Below are 18,176 nucleotides of genomic sequence, written 5' to 3'. Positions count from 1 at the left end.
AGCCGGGTGCCTGCGCCTGCGCCCGCGCCTGCCCCCTAGGCGCTGAGCGCCTCGTGGCCGAGCGGCTCCGACTGCCAGGTGACGGCCGACACCGTCCCGGTCGACAGCCGCAGCAGGGCCGCCTCGAGCGCGCGGCGGGTGCGACGCCCGGCCAGCTCGTCGCGCACCACGACGTCGAAGCGCAGCAGGTCGGGCAGCTCCGTGAGCAGCACCGTGCCGGCGTCGGCGAGCTGCACGAGGTACTGCCCCTCGTCGACGCGGGCGGCCGCGTGCTCGGCCAGCAGGCGTCGCGACAGCCAGAACAGGCCGGCGCTGTCGTGCGCGGTGTGGACGGTGGCGGTCACGGCGAGCATGCAGTCATGGTGCCTCGTCATCCGCTCAGGCCCGTGAACGCCGTGTTGCGAACGTGTGAACCATGCCGGATGCGCGGACGACTTGACATCGGACGGATGCTGATTCAGTATTGCCCCGAACCACCCGATGTGAGCGCTCACATGACAGTGATCGAGCACGACGGTTCACTCCGAGGCACGTTCTCTGACGAAGAGGTCACCGTGAACACCAGCACCCCCGACGGCTCGCGCGCCACCCCCGCGTCGACCGTCCGCCCCCGCCGCTCGCCCGCGGCGACCGCGCCCGACGCGTCCGCGTCGCCGACCCGCGGCACGGCTCGCCGCGCCCCCGTCACGGCCCTCGACGCCGTCTGACCCCCGACCCCCGACGGGCGCTCACGCACCCCGTCGGCCCGTCCCCGACGCGGCCCCGCCGCCGACCAGGACGCGCTCCACCGGCCAGCCCGGCACGCCCTCCCGCGTGCCTCCCCGGCCGTCCGCACCACCGAGCACCACGCACGAGCACCACCCTTCAGCACCACCTCCACAGCATCACCATCCGTCATCGACGACGCCGTCGAGATGACACGGACACGAAGGAATCACCGTGAAGAACAAGAAGCTCATCGTCGGCATCGTCGCCGCCGGTCTGGCGATCTCCCTGGCCGGCTGCTCCGGCGGAGCGGGCGGCCGCGGCGGCGACAGCGGCAGCGGCAGCAGCGGCGGGGACAACTCCGGCGCCCTCGTCGGCGTCGCGATGCCGACCAAGGTCTCCGAGCGCTGGATCAAGGACGGCGACGCCGTCAAGAGCGCCCTCGAGGACAAGGGCTACAAGGTCGACCTCGAGTACGCCGACAACAAGATCCCCCAGCAGGTCCAGCAGGTCAGCAACATGATCACCAAGGGCGCCAAGGTGCTCATCGTCGCCTCGATCGACGGCGGCTCGCTGAGCGACCAGCTCGACTCGGCCGCCAAGGCCGGCATCAAGGTCATCTCGTACGACCGCCTCCTCACCGGCAGCGAGAACGTCGACTACTACGTGTCGTTCGACAACTACAAGGTCGGCGTCGACCAGGCCACCAGCCTGCTCACCGGCCTCGGCCTCGCCGACGCCGACGGCGCGAAGATCGACGGCGCGGCCGCCAAGAACATCGAGGTCTTCGCGGGCAGCCCCGACGACAACAACGCGACGTTCTTCTTCAACGGCGCGATGGAGACCCTCAAGCCCTACCTCGAGGACGGCTCGCTGACGATCGGCTCCGGCCAGGACCAGTTCACGCAGGCCGCCACGCTGCAGTGGGACCCGGCGACCGCCAAGGCCCGCATGCAGAACCTGATCGCCTCGACTTACTCGGGCGGCACGAAGCTCGACGGCGTGCTGTCGCCCTACGACGGCATCTCGATCGGCATCATCTCGGCGCTCGAGGGCGCCGGCTACAGCGACTCGGCGCTGCCGATCGTGACCGGCCAGGACGCCGAGGCCGCCTCGGTCAAGTCGATCATCGCCGGCCAGCAGTACTCGACGATCTACAAGGACACCCGTCAGCTCGCTGACCAGTCCGTCGTGATGGCCGACGACATCCTCAACGGCAAGACGCCCGAGACGAACGACGACAAGACGTACGACAACAAGGCGAAGGTCGTCCCGACGTACCTCTTCCAGCCCACCATCGTCACGAAGGACAACTACAAGGAAGTCCTCGTCGACAGCGGCTACTACACCGAGGACGACCTCAAGTAGGTCACGCCCCCTCGGGGCGGGGGAGGCGCGGCTGACGCCAGCCGCGCCTCCCCCCTCCCCGGCCCCCTCAGCACCACCCACACGGAAGAAGGAACAGTGGCGAACACGATCCTGGAGATGCGCGACATCACCAAGACGTTCCCCGGCGTCAAGGCACTGCAGGACGTCACGCTGGAGGTCGAGCGCGGCCAGGTCCACGCGATCTGCGGCGAGAACGGCGCCGGCAAGTCGACGCTGATGAAGGTGCTCTCGGGGGTCTACCCCGCCGGCTCCTTCGAGGGTCAGATCCTCCTCGACGGCCAGCCCGTCGAGTTCAAGAACATCAACGACTCCGAGGCCGCGGGCGTCGTCATCATCCACCAGGAGCTCGCCCTGAGCCCCTTCCTGTCGATCGCCGAGAACATCTTCCTCGGCAACGAGCAGTCCAAGGGCGGCTTCATCGACTGGAACAAGACGAACCTCGACGCCGCGGGCCTGCTCGCCCGGGTCGGCCTCCGTGACAACCCCATCACGAAGGTCACCGACATCGGCGTCGGCAAGCAGCAGCTGGTCGAGATCGCCAAGGCCCTCTCGAAGAAGGTCAAGCTGCTCATCCTCGACGAGCCGACCGCGGCGCTGAACGACGACGACTCGGCGCACCTGCTCGACCTGATCAAGAGCCTGCAGGGCCAGGGCATCACGTCGATCATCATCAGCCACAAGCTCAACGAGATCAAGGAGATCGCCGACAAGGTCACGATCATCCGCGACGGCAAGACGATCGAGACCCTCGACATGCACGCCGGCGAGGTCTCGGAGGACCGCATCATCAAGGGCATGGTCGGCCGCGACCTCGAGAGCCGCTACCCGGCCCACGAGTCGTCCATCGGCGAGGAGCTCCTCCGCATCGAGGACTGGACGGTGCACCACCCCCTCGACGCGTCGCGCGAGATCATCCACCAGGCCAACCTGGCCGTCGCGGCCGGCGAGATAGTCGGCATCGCGGGCCTCATGGGCGCGGGCCGCACCGAGCTCGCCATGAGCGTCTTCGGCAAGAGCTACGGCACCGGCATCTCGGGCACCGTCTACAAGCGCGGCGAGAAGATCGACACCAGCACGGTGACCAAGGCCATCGCGGCCGGCATCGCCTACGCCACCGAGGACCGCAAGAAGTACGGCCTCAACCTGATCGACGACATCCAGCGGAACGTCTCCGGCTCCGCGCTCCGGAAGCTCGCGAAGCTCGGCTTCGTGAACGGCTCCGAGGAGAGCACGGTCGCCGAGCGCTACCGCAAGAGCATGAACATCAAGGCCCCCACCGTGGCGGCCGTGACGGGCAAGCTCTCCGGCGGCAACCAGCAGAAGGTCGTGCTCTCCAAGTGGATGTACGCCGACCCCGACGTGCTCATCCTCGACGAGCCCACCCGCGGCATCGACGTCGGGGCGAAGTACGAGATCTACACGATCATCAACCAGCTGGCCGACCAGGGGAAGGGCGTCATCGTCATCTCCTCCGAGCTCCCCGAGCTGCTCGGCATCTGCGACCGCATCTACACCCTCTCGGAGGGGCGCATCACGGCCGACGTGCCGATCGCCGACGCCACCCCCGAGTTCCTCCTGAAGTACATGACCCTCGAGCGAGAGAGCCCCGTCAATGAGCGCGCCTAGCCCCACCCAGGCCACCGAGCCCAAGCCCACCGGAACGGGGAACTCCTCGCCGCGCGGCCAGTCCGGCTCCGTCAACCCGATCACCGGCGCCGTGTCGTACCTGGCCGGCCAGCTGCGTCAGATCGGCCTGTTCATCGCGCTGATCGTCATCGTGCTGTTCTTCCAGATCACGACCAACGGCATCACCCTCGCGCCGATCAACGTCTCGAACCTGGTCGTCCAGAACAGCTACATCCTGATCCTCGCCATCGGCATGGTCATGGTGATCATCGCCGGCCACATCGACCTCTCGGTTGGCTCGGTCGTCGCCTTCACCGGCGCCATGGCCGGCGTCATGATCACGCAGTGGGGACTGCCCTGGCCCGTGGCCGCGGTGCTCTGCCTCGTGATCGGCGCCCTGGTCGGTGCCTGGCAGGGCTTCTGGATCGCCTACTTCGGGATCCCGGCGTTCATCGTGACGCTGGCGGGCATGCTCGCCTTCCGCGGCGCGGCGCAGATCGCCCTGCAGAACCAGCAGATCTCGCCCTTCCCCCAGGGCTTCCGCAACATCGGCTCCGGCTTCCTCCCGGCGTTCGGCACGACGGGCTACGAGCCGCTCACGCTGATCCTCGGCGCGATCGCCTCGGTCGCCCTGATCGGCACGGGCCTCCGCGGCCGCGCCGTCCGTCGCAAGTACCAGCTCGAGGACGAGCCCTTCCTGTGGTTCATCACGAAGATGGTCTTCACGGTCGCCCTCGTCATGTACATCGGCTTCCTCCTCGCCAGCTACTCGGGCACCCCGATCGTGCTGGTCGTGCTCGCCGTGCTCGTCGTCGTCTACTCGATGGTGATGAAGAACTCGGTCTTCGGCCGCCACGTCTACGCCATCGGCGGCAACCTGCACGCCGCTGAGCTGTCGGGCGTCAAGACCAAGCGCGTGACGTTCCTGCTGTTCGTCAACATGGGCGTCATCTCGGCCCTCGCCGGCCTGGTCTTCACCGGCCAGCTCAACCTCGCCAGCCCCAGCGCCGGCAACGGCTTCGAGCTGGACGCCATCGCGGCGGTCTTCATCGGCGGCGCGGCGGTCACGGGCGGCATCGGCACGGTCACCGGCGCCATCGTCGGCGGCCTGATCATCGGCATCCTGAACAACGGCATGTCGATCCTCGGCGTCGGCACGGAGTACCAGTCGCTCATCAAGGGCCTGGTGCTGCTCGCCGCGGTCGCGTTCGACGTCTTCAACAAGCGTCGCGCCGCGTCCTCCCGCAAGTAGGAGGCGAGACGTCGACCGGTCGGTCGGTCGACGACACGAGGAGGCGCGGGTCGAGGTCGACCCGCGCCTCCGGCGTCCCCGCAGGGGTCGCCTCCCCGCAGCACGGCCGGGCACCCGCCCGGCTCCCGGCCCTCGTTCCCTAGGATCGTCTCCGTGCCCACCCTCTTCGACGTCGCCAGGGCTGCCGGCGTCTCGCACCAGACGGTGTCCCGTGTCGTCAACGGCGACCCCACCGTCCGCCCGGTCACGAAGGCCAAGGTCGACGCCGCCGTCGAGGCCCTCGGCTACCGTCCGAGCCTCGCCGCCCGGGCCCTCGCCAGCCGCAAGACGCGCTCGATCGGGCTGATCAGCACCGGGTTCCCGTTCTACGGGCCGTCCAGCACGATGCACGGCTTCAACGGCGCCGCGCGGCGCGCCGGCTACCAGGTGTCGATGGCGACGCTCGACAGCGACGACGCCGACGGGGTCCGCCAGGCGGTCGACGCGCTCGTGGGCCAGGCCGTCGCCGCGGTGGTGCTGATCGCCCCCGACGCCGAGGCGCTCGACGTGCTGCGCTCGGCCGACGTGACGGTGCCGCTCGTCACGGCCGACAGCGTCGCCGACGACGGTCACCACCCGGTCTCCATCGACCAGGCGGCCGGCGCCGAGCGGGCGGTCGAGCACCTCGCGTCGCTCGGCCACCGGGCGGTCGCCCACGTCGCCGGCCCCGACGCCTGGATGGACGGCCGCGACCGCGAGCGCGGCTGGCGCGACGCCTGCGCGCGGCTCGGCCTCGACGCCTCGGTGCTGCTCCGCGGCGACTGGACCCCCGCCTCCGGCCACGCCCTGGGGCGGGAGCTCGCCGGGCGCGACGACGTCACGGCCGTGTTCTGCGCCAACGACCAGATGGCGCTCGGCGTCGTGCACGCGCTGACCGAGGCCGGCGTCCGCGTGCCCGGCGACGTGAGCATCGTCGGGTTCGACGACATCCCCGAGGCGGAGCACTTCCTCCCGCCGCTGACCACCGTCCGCCAGGACTTCGAGGCCCTCGGCCGCCGCATCATGGACACGGTCGAGGCCGTGCTCGGCGGCGACGAGACGCCCGTCGCCCCGATGGCCCCCGAGCTCGTCGTGCGGCTCTCGACCGCGCCTCCCCGGCACTAGCCGACCCGCGCCTCCGACCGGGGGCGCGATTGCACGCGTGAGCGCTCACGTGGCACAATGTGAGCGCTCACTTTCACCACCATGACAAGGATGTTCCATGGCAGCGACCCCTGACCACGCCGACTCCCACGTCGTCGGCGTCGACTTCGGCACCCTGAGCGGACGGGCCGTCGTCGTACGGGTCTCCGACGGCGCCGAGCTCGGCAGCGCGACGTTCGAGTACCCCCACGCGGTCGTCGACCGCACCCTGCCCGGCACCGGCGAGCGCCTGCCCGCCGAGTGGGCCCTGCAGGTGCCGAGCGACTACGTCGACGTGCTGCAGAACGCCGTCCCGGAGGCCCTCGCCGCCTCGGGCGTCGACCCGGCCAGCGTCGTCGGCATCGGCACCGACTTCACCGCCTGCACGATGGTGCCGACCACCGCCGACGGCACCCCGCTCAACGAGCTGCCCGAGTTCGCCGGCCGCCCGCACGCCTACGTCAAGCTGTGGCGCCACCACGCCGCGCAGGGCCAGGCCGACCGCATCAACGAGCTCGCCCGCGAGCGCGGCGAGTCGTGGCTGCCCCGCTACGGCGGGCTCATCTCGAGCGAGTGGGAGTTCGCCAAGGGCCTCCAGCTGCTCGAGGAGGACCCGGAGGTCTACGCCGCGACGGAGCACTGGGTGGAGGCCGCCGACTGGATCATCTGGCAGCTCAGCGGGCGCTACGTCCGCAACGCCTGCACCGCCGGCTACAAGGGCATCCTCCAGGACGGCGAGTACCCGAGCCGCGAGTTCCTCGCCGCGCTGAACCCCGACTTCGCCGACTTCGCCGAGTCGAAGGTCGCCCACGAGATCGGGGCGCTCGGCTCCGCGGCCGGCACGCTGACGGCCGAGGCCGCCGGCTGGACGGGCCTGCCCGAGGGCATCGCCGTCGCGGTCGGCAACGTCGACGCGCACGTCACGGCCCCCGCCGCCAAGGCGACGCAGCCCGGCCAGATGGTCGCCATCATGGGCACGAGCACCTGCCACGTCATGAACGGCTCCGAGCTCGCCGAGGTCCCCGGCATGTGCGGCGTCGTGGACGGCGGCATCACCGAGGGCTTCTACGGCTACGAGGCCGGCCAGTCGGGCGTGGGAGACATCTTCGCCTGGTACGTCCGCAACCAGGTGCCGCAGTCGGCCGTGGACGCGGCCGAGGCCGCCGGCAAGAGCGTGCACCAGCACCTCACCGACCTCGCCTACGAGCAGCCCGTCGGGGCGCACGGCCTCGTCGCCCTCGACTGGCACAGCGGCAACCGCTCGGTGCTCGTCGACCACGAGCTCTCCGGCGTCATCGTCGGCCAGACGCTCAGCACCACGCCGGAGGAGGGCTACCGCGCCCTGCTCGAGGCCACGGCCTACGGCACGCGTCGCATCGTCGAGGCGTTCAACGACTCCGGCGTGCCCGTCACCGAGTTCATCGCCGCGGGCGGCCTGCTGAAGAACCGCCACCTGATGCAGACCTACAGCGACGTGCTCCGCCTGCCGATCTCGACCATCCGCAGCGAGCAGGGCCCCGCGCTCGGCTCCGCCATCCACGCCGCCGTCGCGGCCGGGGCCTACCCCGACACGCGCGTCGCCGGCGAGGCCATGGGCAGCGTCGACCGGGCCACCTACACGCCCGACCCCGACGCGGCCGACGCGTACGACGCGCTGTACGCGGAGTACCTGCTGCTGCACGACTGGTTCGGGCGCGGCGGCAACGACGTCATGCACCGTCTCAAGGCGATCCGCCGCGACGCGCTCGGCTCGGGCCGGGCGGCGACCGACGCCGTCGACCCGGCCCGCGCCTCCGGCGAGTCTGAGGCCCCGGCCGTCGAGGGGGCGAGCGCATGACCTTCATCGACCGCGCCACCGAGTCGGCCATCGACGAGACCCGCCGGGCCGTCTGCGACCTGCACGCCGAGCTGACCCGCTACGGCCTCGTCGTCTGGACGGGCGGCAACGTGTCGCAGCGCGTGCCCGGCACGAACCTCTTCGTCATCAAGCCGAGCGGGGTCGACTACGACGACCTCACGCCCGAGAACCAGATCCTCTGCCACCTCGACGGCACCGTCGTCGCCGGCAGCCCGGGCAGCGACCGCAGCCCGTCGAGCGACACCGCGGCGCACGCCTACGTGTACCGCCACATGCCGAAGGTCGGGGGAGTGGTGCACACGCACTCCACCTACGCCACGGCCTGGGCGGCCCGCGGCGAGGCGATCCCGTGCGTCATCACGGCGATGGCCGACGAGTTCGGCGGCGAGATCCCGATCGGGCCGTTCGCGATCATCGGCGACGAGTCGATCGGCGAGGGCATCGTGCAGACGCTCGAGGGCCACCGCAGCCGCGCGGTGCTGATGCAGAACCACGGCGTCTTCACCATCGGCAAGGACGCCCGCGACGCCGTCAAGGCCGCCGTCATGACGGAGGACGTCGCCCGCACCATCCACCTCTCGCGCCAGCTCGGCGCACCCCTGCCCATCCCGGCCGAGAGCATCGACGCTCTCTTCGACCGGTACCAGAACGTGTACGGCCAGAAGCCCTCAGGAGACCTGTCATGACCAGCCCCACCCCGAACACCGTCGACCCCGTCGCCTTCCTCGCCTCGAAGCAGGTCTGGTTCCTCACCGGCAGCCAGGGCCTCTACGGAGAAGACACGCTCCGCCAGGTCGCCGAGCAGTCGAGGGCCATCGCCGACGAGCTCGCCGCCGCCTCCGACGTGCCCGTCGAGCTGGTCTGGAAGCCCGTGCTCACCGACGCCGAGTCGATCAAGCGCACGATGCTCGAGGCCAACCTCGACGACAGCGTCATCGGCGTCACCACCTGGATGCACACCTTCAGCCCGGCCAAGATGTGGATCGGCGGCCTCGACGCCCTCCGCAAGCCGCTGCTGCACCTCCACACGCAGGCGAACGTCGAGCTGCCCTGGGGCGAGATCGACTTCGACTTCATGAACCTCAACCAGGCCGCGCACGGCGACCGCGAGTTCGGCTACGTGCAGACCCGCCTCGGCGTCGCCCGCAAGACCGTGGTCGGCCACGTCAGCGACCCCCGCGTGCAGCACCAGGTGGGCACGTGGATGCGGGCCGCGGCCGGGGCCGCCGCGATGCGCTCGCTCAAGCTGGCGCGCTTCGGCGACAACATGCGCTTCGTCGCCGTCACCGAGGGCGACAAGACCGAGGCCGAGCTGGCGTTCGGCGTGCAGGTCAACACCTGGGGCGTCAACGAGCTGGCCGAGGCCGTCGCGGCCGCCCCGGAGCAGGCCGTCGACGACCTCGTCGCCCTGTACGAGCGCGACTACGAGGTCGCCCCCGAGCTGCGCGCCGACGGCGCCCGCCACCAGTCGCTGCGCGACGGCGCCGCGATCGAGCTGGGGCTGCGCTCCTTCCTCGAGGCCGGCGGCTTCAGCGCCTTCACGACCAACTTCGAGGACCTCGGCGCGCTGAAGCAGCTCCCGGGCCTCGCGGTGCAGCGCCTCATGGCCGAGGGCTACGGCTTCGGCGCGGAGGGCGACTGGAAGACCGCGGTGCTCGTGCGCGCCGCCGCCGTGATGGGCGCCGGCCTGCCGGGCGGCGCCTCCCTCATGGAGGACTACACGTACCACCTCGTGCCCGGCGCCGAGAAGATCCTCGGCGCCCACATGCTCGAGGTGAGCCCGACGCTCACCGCGGGCCGCGCCTCCCTCGAGGTGCACGAGCTCGGCATCGGCGGCAAGGACGACCCGGTGCGCCTGGTCTTCACGGCCGACCCGGGCGAGGCCGTCGTCGTCGCCATGAGCGACGTCCGCGACCGGTTCCGCCTGACGGTCAACGTGGTCGACGTGGTCGCCCCCGACGCCGACCTGCCGAACCTGCCCGTCGGCCGCGCCGTGTGGGAGCCCCGCCCGTCGTTCGCCGTGTCGGCCGAGGCCTGGCTCACCGCCGGCGCCGCCCACCACACGGTGATGTCGACGGCCGTCGGCCTGGAGGCGTTCGAGGACCTCGCGCGCATCCTCGAGACCGAGCTGCTGATCATCGACGAGCACACCACGATGCGCGAGTTCAGCCGCGAGGTGCGCTGGAACGCCGCGTACCACCGCCTGGCGCGCGGGCTCTAGGCGCCCCCGGGCCGGAGGCGGTCCGCACCTCCCTGAACGGGGTGCGGGCCGCCTCCTCGGCGTCCGGGCGTCGGGAACACGACCCGCGCCTCCGTGGTTGAGCCCACCATGACCGTTCCCCTCTCGATCCTCGACCTCGCTCCGATCGCCCCCGGCGAGACCGCCCGCGACAGCTTCGCCGCCTCGGTCGCCCTCGCTCAGCAGGCCGAGGCGAGCGGGTACCGACGCGTCTGGTACGCCGAGCACCACAACATGTCGTCGATCGCGTCGAGCGCGACGTCCGTCCTGATCGCCCACGTGGCGAGCCAGACCTCGACCATCCGCCTCGGGTCGGGCGGGGTCATGCTGCCGAACCACTCGCCCCTCACCATCGCCGAGCAGTTCGGCACGCTCGAGACCCTGCACCCGGGGCGCATCGACCTCGGGCTCGGCCGGGCCCCCGGCAGCGACCAGGCCACGTTCCGCGCGCTGCGCCGCGACCCCGCGTCGTCCGAGCGCTTCCCCCAGGACGTCCTCGAGCTGCAGGCGTTCCTCGCGGGGGAGTCCCGCGTGCCCGGCGTCAGCGCGACGCCCGGGGCCGGCACGGCGGTGCCGCTCTACATCCTCGGCTCGTCGCTCTTCGGCGCCCAGCTGGCCGCGGCGCTGGGCCTGCCCTACGCGTTCGCGTCGCACTTCGCCCCCGATGCCCTGCACCAGGCGGTCGCGACCTACCGCCGGGAGTTCCAGCCGTCGGCCCAGCTCGACCAGCCGTACGTGCTCGCCGGCGTCAACGCCATCGCCTCCGACGACGCCGACGACGCCCAGCGCCAGTTCGCGGAGATGAAGCGGGCCCGCCTGATGATGCTGCTCCGCCAGAGCGGTCAGGTCACCGTCGACCGCACCTTCAGCGACGACGAGCTCGACCACCTGCTCCGCACGCCGGCCGGCGGCCACGTCGCGAGCATGACGACCTACACGGGCGTCGGCACCGGCGACGAGGTGGCCGACTACGTGAGCCGGTTCGCGCACAGCGCCGACGCCGACGAGGTCATCGTGGCGCACGCGTCGCTCCGCACCTCCGATCGGCTGCGCTCGGTCGCGCTGCTCGCCGAGTCGACGGCGCGGGTCCCCGCCTAGCCGGCGCGGCGGGGCCCGCTCAGGCGATGGCCCCGTGCGGGCCCGCCCCGGCGGCGCTGCGCGGGCCCGCCCCGGCGGTCACGGCGCGACGTACAGCCAGAGCAGCACCGCGGCCACCGGCTGCAGCACGAGGCTGGTGCCGAGCAGGCTGCGGCGCAGCCACGGCCGCTCGCCGATCGCGCGCGTGCCGAGCAGCGGCGTCAGCGGCATCAGCAGGCGGAACAGGCTCTGCTGCGGCAGGAACACCGCGAGCAGGTAGAGGCCGAAGCTCACGACGAAGCCGTGCACCTCGTGGCCGAGCTGTGCCGTCGACCGTCGGCTGAGCCACCAGGCCGCGAGGGCGATGATCAGCAGCACCAGGGCGATGCCGGCGACCCCGAGCCACCGCCCCGCGAGCAGGAACCACGGCGTGAGCGGCACGAAGTCGGGGCGCCCGACGTAGTCGACCCACCAGGCCATCTCGGTCTGCAGGTAGGCGTCCGGCTCGCCCGTGGCGAGGTGGGCCACGACCGGCCAGGCGAGCCCGGCCGCGGCGACGACGAGCCCCGCGACGACGATGCGCGTCAGCTCCCGCCGGTCGAGCGACGCGCGCTCGGTGCGCCAGCGCACGACGAGGTGGATCGCGAGGGCGAGCGCGAGCGCGAGCGCCCCCGGCCGGGTGAACGCCGCCACCACGCCGCAGAGCAGCACGAGCTGGTACTGGCGGCGCTGCAGCGCGAGCACGCCGGAGAAGAGCAGGAAGAGCGACAGGCTCTCGGCGTAGCCGACGCTGAGCACGTACGACAGCGGGCCGAAGCAGAAGAGCAGCACGGCCCAGAACGCGCTCCGGTGCCCGACGCGGGGCTCGAGGAGGCGGTGCAGCACGATGACGGCACCGGCGCCGGCGGCCGTGGCGATCAGCACCGAGGCGACCGCGAAGCTCATCCCGGTGGCGACCATCAGCAGGTGGCACAGGGTCGGGAAGACGGGCAGGAACGCCCACTCGTTGGGCAGCACCTCGCCCGCCGCGTCGGTGGGCAGCGTGCCCGGGTAGCCGTGCAGGGCGATGGTGCGGTACCGGTCGCTGTCCCACGAGACGGTGAAGTCCAGGAACGACCGCTCGCTGCCGGGCGTGACGAAGGTCGCCCCGGTCAGGGTCGCGACCTCGTAGACGACGAACAGGATCGTCGTCGAGAAGACGCGCGACACGAGGTACAGGGCGAGCAGCCCGGGCCAGCGGCCGGAGAAGCGGCCCGCCAGGTCGAGCGCCGGCCAGCGGAGCGACCGACGCCGGAGGTCGACGGAGGTGCCGGAGGCGGTGGTCGCCTCGCCGCTCATCGCGCGTTCCGTCGGGGGGTCATCCCGACGACGCTACCAAGAGGGAGGCGCGACCGCCTGGTCCCGATGTCGTCACGGAGCCCGACGACCGTGCACCATGGGACGATGCCCCTGCCCTCGCTCGCCGCCCTCGGCATCGATGCCGTCACCGCCGACGTCTACGAGTTCGTGCTGTCGAGCGGCGACACCGTCGACGTCGGCACGATCTCGGCCGTCCGCGCGCTCGACGTGGCGACCGTGGTCACGGCCCTCGAGCAGCTGCGCAACCTCGGCCTCGTGCACCGCACGGCCGACGGCACGGTCGCGCCCGACGGCACGAGCACCGCCGGCTACGGGGCCGTCGACCCCCGCGTCGCCGTCTCGGCGCTCGTCGCCGCGCGCGACGAGCAGCTCGCCGACGCCCGCACCGCGGTGGCCGACCTCGGGGCGCTCTTCGACGACGGCCGCCGCCAGGCCGACCCCTCGGGCTCGACCACCGTCCTGACCGGGCACGCGGCCGTGGGCGACTGGTACTCGCGCCTGCAGCACCGGGCGCGCCACGAGTTCCTGGCCTTCGACCGCCCGCCCTACGTCGTCGCGACGAACGAGTCCGTCGAGCGGGGCGCCCTCGGCCGCGGCGTCCGCTGGCGGGCCATCTACACGGTGGCCAGCTTCACGGGCGACGGCAGCCTCCAGGGAATCCACCGGCTCGGCGCCCACGGCGAGGAGGCGCGGGTCACCCACGACCTGCCGGTCAAGCTGGCGGTGGCCGACCGGGCCGTCGCCCTCGTGTCGGTGGGTCCCCTCGACGACCCGACCGCGCCTCCCGAGGCCCTCGTCACGGAGTCACCGGCCCTGATCGCGGCGCTCTGCGACCTGTTCGAGTCGCGCTGGCGCACCGCGCTGCCCGTGCCCGCGCTGCCCTCGGCCTCGGTCGACGGCTCGCCCGACTGGGCCGAGGTGGCCGACCGCCTCGCGGCCGCGACGAGCGGCGACGAGGGCGCGGTGCCCGAGGGCGTCCCGACGTCGTCGCGCCCGCCGACCGTCGACGAGCGCGACCTGCTCGCGCTGGTCGCCGCCGGGGCGACGGACGAGGTCATCTCCGCCCAGCTCGGGGTGTCACCGCGCACGCTGCGGCGCCGCCTCCGCGACCTCTTCGACGAGCTCGGCGCGAGCAACAGGTTCCACGCCGGCGTCGAGGCGGCACGGCGCGGCTGGGTCTGACGAGCCCCGGGCAGGGCTCCCCGCTCCTCCCCGACAGGCTCCGTCCAGCTTCCTCCCCGGGCTCGCCCAGCGGCGTCGCCAGGGGGTCACCCGGCGGACACCGTGCGTACCCCGTTCCGTTGCACGGAGGTAAACATCGTGGCCGGGTGAGGTCAGTGGCCTGCTCCGGCCAGGTGCCCCCGTAGTGGGGTCGGCGCATTCTCAGGTAACTCTTACGGGAGACCGCGGCACGGGCCGCGGCATGCGAAAGGCACCCGTGATCAGATCGTCCGGCCGTCGACGGCCGTTGTACCCCACCGCCCTGCTCGTGACCGGCCTCGTCGCCGCCGGGGCGATCGCCCTCCCGGCGACCGCCGCGTCCGCCGCCGACGGGCCCGTCGTCGTGAGCGACTCGGAGTTCACCGACGGCAGCTACGTCGTCACGCTCCGCGACCCGGCGGTCACCGCCTACGACGGCGGGAAGTCCGGCTTCGCCGCGACCGCGACGCCCGACGAGGGGGTCGACCTCACCGACCCGGCGACGTCGAAGTACGTCGAGCACCTGCAGAGCGAGCAGGAGGCGGTGGCCGGCTCGGTCGGCGTCACCCCCGTCGCGACGTACCAGGTCACCACCAACGGCTTCGCGGCGGACCTCACCGCAGCCCAGGCGAAGCAGCTCGTCGGGTCGTCGAAGGTCGCGGCCGTCGTCAAGAACGAGATCCTGCACACGACGGCCGTGCCGTCGACCGACTACCTCGGCCTCTCCGGCGCCGGCGGCGTCTGGGGCACGCAGGGCACCGGCGAGGGCGTCGTCGTCGGCGTCATCGACACCGGCATCGCCCCCGAGAACCCCTCCTTCGCCGGCGACGCGCTGACCGCGACGCCGAGCGACACCGTGCCCTACACGACCGCGTCGGGCATCTCGTACGAGAAGTCCGACGGCGGCACCTTCACCGGCGTGTGCCAGCGCGGCGAGGCGTTCGACCAGAGCGACTGCAGCACGAAGATCGTCGGGGCGCGCTACTTCCTCGGCGGCTTCGGCGAGGACCGCATCGAGACCGCCGAGAACGGCGAGTACGTCTCGCCCCGCGACGGCGACAGCCACGGCTCCCACACGGCCAGCACGGCCGCCGGCAACGCCGACGTGCCCGTGACGATCAACGGCCGCGACTTCGGCGACATCTCCGGCGTCGCCCCCGACGCCAAGGTCGCCGCCTACAAGGTCTGCTGGACGGGCAAGGTCTCGGCGAACGTCGCCGACGGCTGCGCCACGGCCGACCTGCTGAGCGCCATCGACGCGGCCACCGCCGACAACGTCGACGTCATCAACTACTCGATCGGCGGCGGCAGCGCCACGTCGACGAACTCGCTCACCGACCAGGCGTTCTACAACGCGGCCGCGGCGGGCATCTTCGTGGCGGCCTCGGCCGGCAACTCGGGCCCCGGCGCGTCGACCCTCGACAACGCCGCTCCGTGGATCACCACGGTCGCCGCCAGCACCATCCCGAGCTACGACGCCACCGCGCAGGTGACCGGGCCCGACGGCGTCGTCACGAACTACCTCGGCGGCTCGACCTCGCTGTCGACCGACCCGGCCGGCGTGACCGGCCGCTTCGTCGACGCGCTGTCGTCCGGCCTGCCCGGCGTCGACCGGACCGCCCTGTCGTACTGCACCGGCGGCACCCTCGACCCGGCGCTCGTCACGGGCACCATCGTGCTCTGCGACCGCGGCGTCACCGACCGCACGGCCAAGTCGGCCGAGGTGCAGCGCGCCGGCGGCATCGGCATGGTGCTGGTCAACAAGACCCCGAGCTCGGTCGACGTCGACGCCCACGTCGTCCCGACCGTGCACGTCGACGCCGGCGCCGGCAACGTGAACTACACCGCGCTGCACGCCGCCGCCGCCCCCGGCACCTCGACCGTGACGCTCCTCGACGGCAACCCGACCGGCCAGCCCGAGCCCGCCACGCCGCAGGTCGCCGGCTTCTCGTCGCGCGGCCCGGTCGAGGCCGACGGCGGCAACGTGCTGAAGCCCGACGTCGCCGCCCCCGGCGTCGCCATCCTCGCCGCCGGCGCGAACGCGGAGGGCGCCGCGGCGACCTACGAGTTCCTCTCCGGCACGTCGATGTCGTCGCCCCACGTGGCCGGCCTCGCGGCGCTCTACCTCTCGGTGACGCCCACCGCGACTCCCATGGAGGTGAAGTCGGCCATGATGACCACCGCCGGCGACACCGTCGACACCACGGGCGCGCCCTCGCAGGACGTCTTCGCCCAGGGCGCCGGCCAGGTGCAGCCCGCCGACATGTTCGACGCCGGCCTGCTCTACCTGAGCGGCGTGGCCGAGTGGGACAGCTACATCGCCACCCTCGGCAGCGCCGAGGGCTCGCAGCTCAACCAGGCCTCCATCGCCGTCGGCGCGCTGCTCAACTCCACGACGGTGACCCGCACCGTGACGTCGACCGGGGCGGGCACGTACACCGCCCAGCCCGTGTCGCTGCCCGGCGTGGCCACCACCGTCTCGCCCTCGACCCTGTCGTTCACGGGTGCCGGCCAGACCGCCTCGTACGAGGTGACCTTCTCCCGCACCACCGCCGCGTACGACAAGTACACGACGGGCTACCTGACCTGGACGGACGGAGGCGCCCACACGGTGCGCAGCCCGCTCGCGGTCCGCCCCGTGGCCGTCGACGTGCCGAGCGACATCACCGGCACCGGCGTCACCGGCAGCGCCGACGCGCCCATCACCTCGGGCGGCGACCAGACCCTGGCCCTGTCGGCCGAGGGCCTGGTGAAGGGCGAGCGGACGAGCGGCAGCGGCACGGTCGGCGACTTCGACTACGTCGACGTCACCATCCCGGCCGACACGCAGTTCGTGCGCTACCAGCTGACGGCCGGCGGAGCGGACGCCCCCGCGGTCGACGAGCCCGTCGACTTCGACCTCACGCTCTACGAGCTCGACGCGACGGGCACCCCCGTGGCGATCACCGCGACCTCCGCGACCTCGGCCGCGGACGAGCAGATCGACATCACCAAGCCCGAGGCCGGCAGCTACCTGCTCGAGGTCGCGTACTACTCGGGCGGCGAGACGATGACCTACGACCTCGACGCCTACACGCTGATCCCGTCGGCGTACACCGGGTCGTTCGCGGTCTCGCCGACCACCCTGACGCTGGCCTCGAACCAGGAGGCCGTCGTCACGGCGTCGTGGACGGGCCTCGAGCCGGAGTCGCAGTACCTCGGCCGCATCGTCTACGGGGCCACCGGTCGCGTCACCTACGTGACGGTCGACTCCGGCCCCGCGGTCACCGCGCCCGTCGACCCGGGCACGCCCGCCCCGGCGCCCGGCGACCCCGGTGCCGGCGCCCCCGGCACGGGTGCTCCCGGCGCCGGCGGAGCGGGCGGCACGGGCGGCGGGAACGCCGCGCCGGCGGCGAGCGACCTGGCCTTCACCGGCCAGGACGTCGCCCCGATGATCGCCGCGGGCGTGGCCCTGCTGCTCGCCGGCCTCGCGGCCGCCGTGATCGGACGACGCCGCCTGCGCAGCGTCGCCGTGACGGAGCGCACGCCGGAGGCGTAGCGGCCTGACGGCTCCACGGCCGACGCGACCGGAGGCGGTCCGCAGCTCCCTGGGGGAGGTGCGGGCCGCCTCCGTCGTGTGTCGGGTCGACCACGCTGTCCTCCGCGCGCAGCCTGCACCTGATGGAAACATCGAGGGACTAGGTTCGTCACTCGTGGACGACGAGACCGGCAACACGATGCGCGTGGTGAGCTACAACCTGCGCGAGCACACCGCCAAGCACGAGATCCAGGCCCTCGCGGAGGACCACACGGCCGACGTGCTGTGCCTCCAGGAAGCCGACACGAACGACATCCCCGAGTCGTTCGGCGCGTACACGCTCGCCGCGTCGACGCGCAACAACCGGCTGGGGCTCGCGGCCTACTACCGGGCCGAGCGCTTCGAGCTGCTCGGCACCAACGTCTACGCGCTGAAGAAGTCGATGCACGACCGCGTCATGTCGCCCGCGCACGAGCGCCTGCTGGCCATGCACCTGCACGACCGCCTGTCGGGGCAGGACGTCCTGATCGGCTCGTTCCACGCGGCGCCGCTCACCGCGACGAACGGCCTCCGCAAGAAGCAGGTCGAGTCGGCGCACCAGCTGATGCGGGCGCTCGCCCCCGGCGTGCCGATGCTCATGGTCGGCGACTTCAACTACCCGTGGTTCCACGGCGGGCTGAAGAAGCGCATCGAGCGCGACGGCTTCACGCTGACCCGCAGCAGCACGCCGACGTACCTGGGCTACCGCTACGTGAAGGGCCACTTCGACTTCGCGACGAGCTACGACCTCACG

At 72.1% G+C, this 18,176-nt stretch carries 14 protein-coding genes; 12 read left to right on the top strand and 2 right to left on the bottom strand.

Annotated elements, in window-relative coordinates; translation table 11 throughout:
• Positions 1–35 precede the first annotated feature (35 nt).
• The gene (locus IFT45_RS10710) at positions 36–353 is read right to left on the bottom strand and encodes a hypothetical protein (RefSeq protein ID WP_056052739.1); all 318 of its coding nucleotides are present in this window, start codon (positions 351–353) and stop codon (positions 36–38) included.
• A gap of 201 nt (positions 354–554) precedes the next feature.
• Here IFT45_RS10710 and IFT45_RS10705 point away from each other — a divergent pair, with 201 nt between their 5' ends.
• The 9 genes from IFT45_RS10705 to IFT45_RS10665 all read left to right on the top strand — a co-directional run bounded on the left by IFT45_RS10705 (position 555) and on the right by IFT45_RS10665 (position 11,328).
• Positions 555–707 carry a hypothetical protein gene (locus IFT45_RS10705; protein WP_185231629.1) on the top strand — a complete coding sequence of 51 codons (153 nt, stop codon included), beginning with the start codon at positions 555–557 and terminating at the stop codon, positions 705–707.
• 232 nt (positions 708–939) lie between these two features.
• Complete coding sequence (gene chvE / locus IFT45_RS10700; RefSeq protein WP_167258309.1) at positions 940–2,073, top strand: multiple monosaccharide ABC transporter substrate-binding protein; 1,134 nt, start codon at positions 940–942, stop codon at positions 2,071–2,073.
• Positions 2,074–2,190: 117 nt separating this feature from the next.
• Entirely contained in the window at positions 2,191–3,720 is a 1,530-nt protein-coding gene (gene mmsA, locus IFT45_RS10695) for a multiple monosaccharide ABC transporter ATP-binding protein (protein ID WP_197982387.1), read from the top strand.
• Positions 3,707–4,972 (top strand): multiple monosaccharide ABC transporter permease, encoded by a 1,266-nt coding sequence (gene mmsB / locus IFT45_RS10690; RefSeq protein ID WP_192128099.1) that lies wholly within the window; start codon positions 3,707–3,709, stop codon positions 4,970–4,972. Before mmsA ends, mmsB begins: the two co-directional genes overlap by 14 nt.
• A gap of 153 nt (positions 4,973–5,125) precedes the next feature.
• Positions 5,126–6,115: a LacI family DNA-binding transcriptional regulator gene (locus tag IFT45_RS10685; RefSeq protein WP_341777179.1), complete on the top strand. Its 990-nt coding sequence runs from the start codon at positions 5,126–5,128 to the stop codon at positions 6,113–6,115.
• Between the two features lie 97 nt (positions 6,116–6,212).
• Positions 6,213–7,970: a ribulokinase gene (gene araB, locus IFT45_RS10680; RefSeq protein ID WP_192128098.1), complete on the top strand. Its 1,758-nt coding sequence runs from the start codon at positions 6,213–6,215 to the stop codon at positions 7,968–7,970.
• A complete protein-coding gene (locus tag IFT45_RS10675) occupies positions 7,967–8,677 on the top strand; it encodes an L-ribulose-5-phosphate 4-epimerase (protein WP_056052756.1) in 711 nt (236 codons plus the stop codon). The genes araB and IFT45_RS10675 overlap by 4 nt, the downstream gene beginning before the upstream one ends.
• Positions 8,674–10,212 (top strand): L-arabinose isomerase, encoded by a 1,539-nt coding sequence (gene araA, locus IFT45_RS10670; RefSeq protein ID WP_192128097.1) that lies wholly within the window; start codon positions 8,674–8,676, stop codon positions 10,210–10,212. Before IFT45_RS10675 ends, araA begins: the two co-directional genes overlap by 4 nt.
• 108 nt (positions 10,213–10,320) lie before the next feature.
• The gene (locus IFT45_RS10665) at positions 10,321–11,328 is read left to right on the top strand and encodes an LLM class flavin-dependent oxidoreductase (RefSeq protein ID WP_167258321.1); all 1,008 of its coding nucleotides are present in this window, start codon (positions 10,321–10,323) and stop codon (positions 11,326–11,328) included.
• A gap of 78 nt (positions 11,329–11,406) precedes the next feature.
• Here IFT45_RS10665 and IFT45_RS10660 read toward each other — a convergent pair whose 3' ends face one another.
• The gene (locus IFT45_RS10660; RefSeq protein ID WP_192128096.1) at positions 11,407–12,645 is read right to left on the bottom strand and encodes a mannosyltransferase family protein; all 1,239 of its coding nucleotides are present in this window, start codon (positions 12,643–12,645) and stop codon (positions 11,407–11,409) included.
• Positions 12,646–12,750: 105 nt separating this feature from the next.
• Between IFT45_RS10660 and IFT45_RS10655 the strand changes: the two genes are divergently transcribed.
• The 3 genes from IFT45_RS10655 to IFT45_RS10645 all read left to right on the top strand — a co-directional run.
• Positions 12,751–13,848 carry a LuxR C-terminal-related transcriptional regulator gene (locus IFT45_RS10655; protein ID WP_192128095.1) on the top strand — a complete coding sequence of 366 codons (1,098 nt, stop codon included), beginning with the start codon at positions 12,751–12,753 and terminating at the stop codon, positions 13,846–13,848.
• 256 nt (positions 13,849–14,104) lie between these two features.
• Positions 14,105–17,404 (top strand): S8 family serine peptidase, encoded by a 3,300-nt coding sequence (locus tag IFT45_RS10650; RefSeq protein WP_192128093.1) that lies wholly within the window; start codon positions 14,105–14,107, stop codon positions 17,402–17,404.
• Between the two features lie 154 nt (positions 17,405–17,558).
• On the top strand, positions 17,559–18,176 hold a 618-nt coding region (locus tag IFT45_RS10645; RefSeq protein WP_371810970.1), incomplete at its 3' end, for an endonuclease/exonuclease/phosphatase family protein.

It is taken from the genome of Frigoribacterium sp. CFBP 13707 (assembly GCF_014842245.1).
GTDB lineage: Bacteria > Actinomycetota > Actinomycetes > Actinomycetales > Microbacteriaceae > Frigoribacterium > Frigoribacterium endophyticum.
The sequence above is the reverse complement of the archived record's forward strand: the minus strand, read 5'-3'. Positions and strand labels throughout refer to the sequence as shown.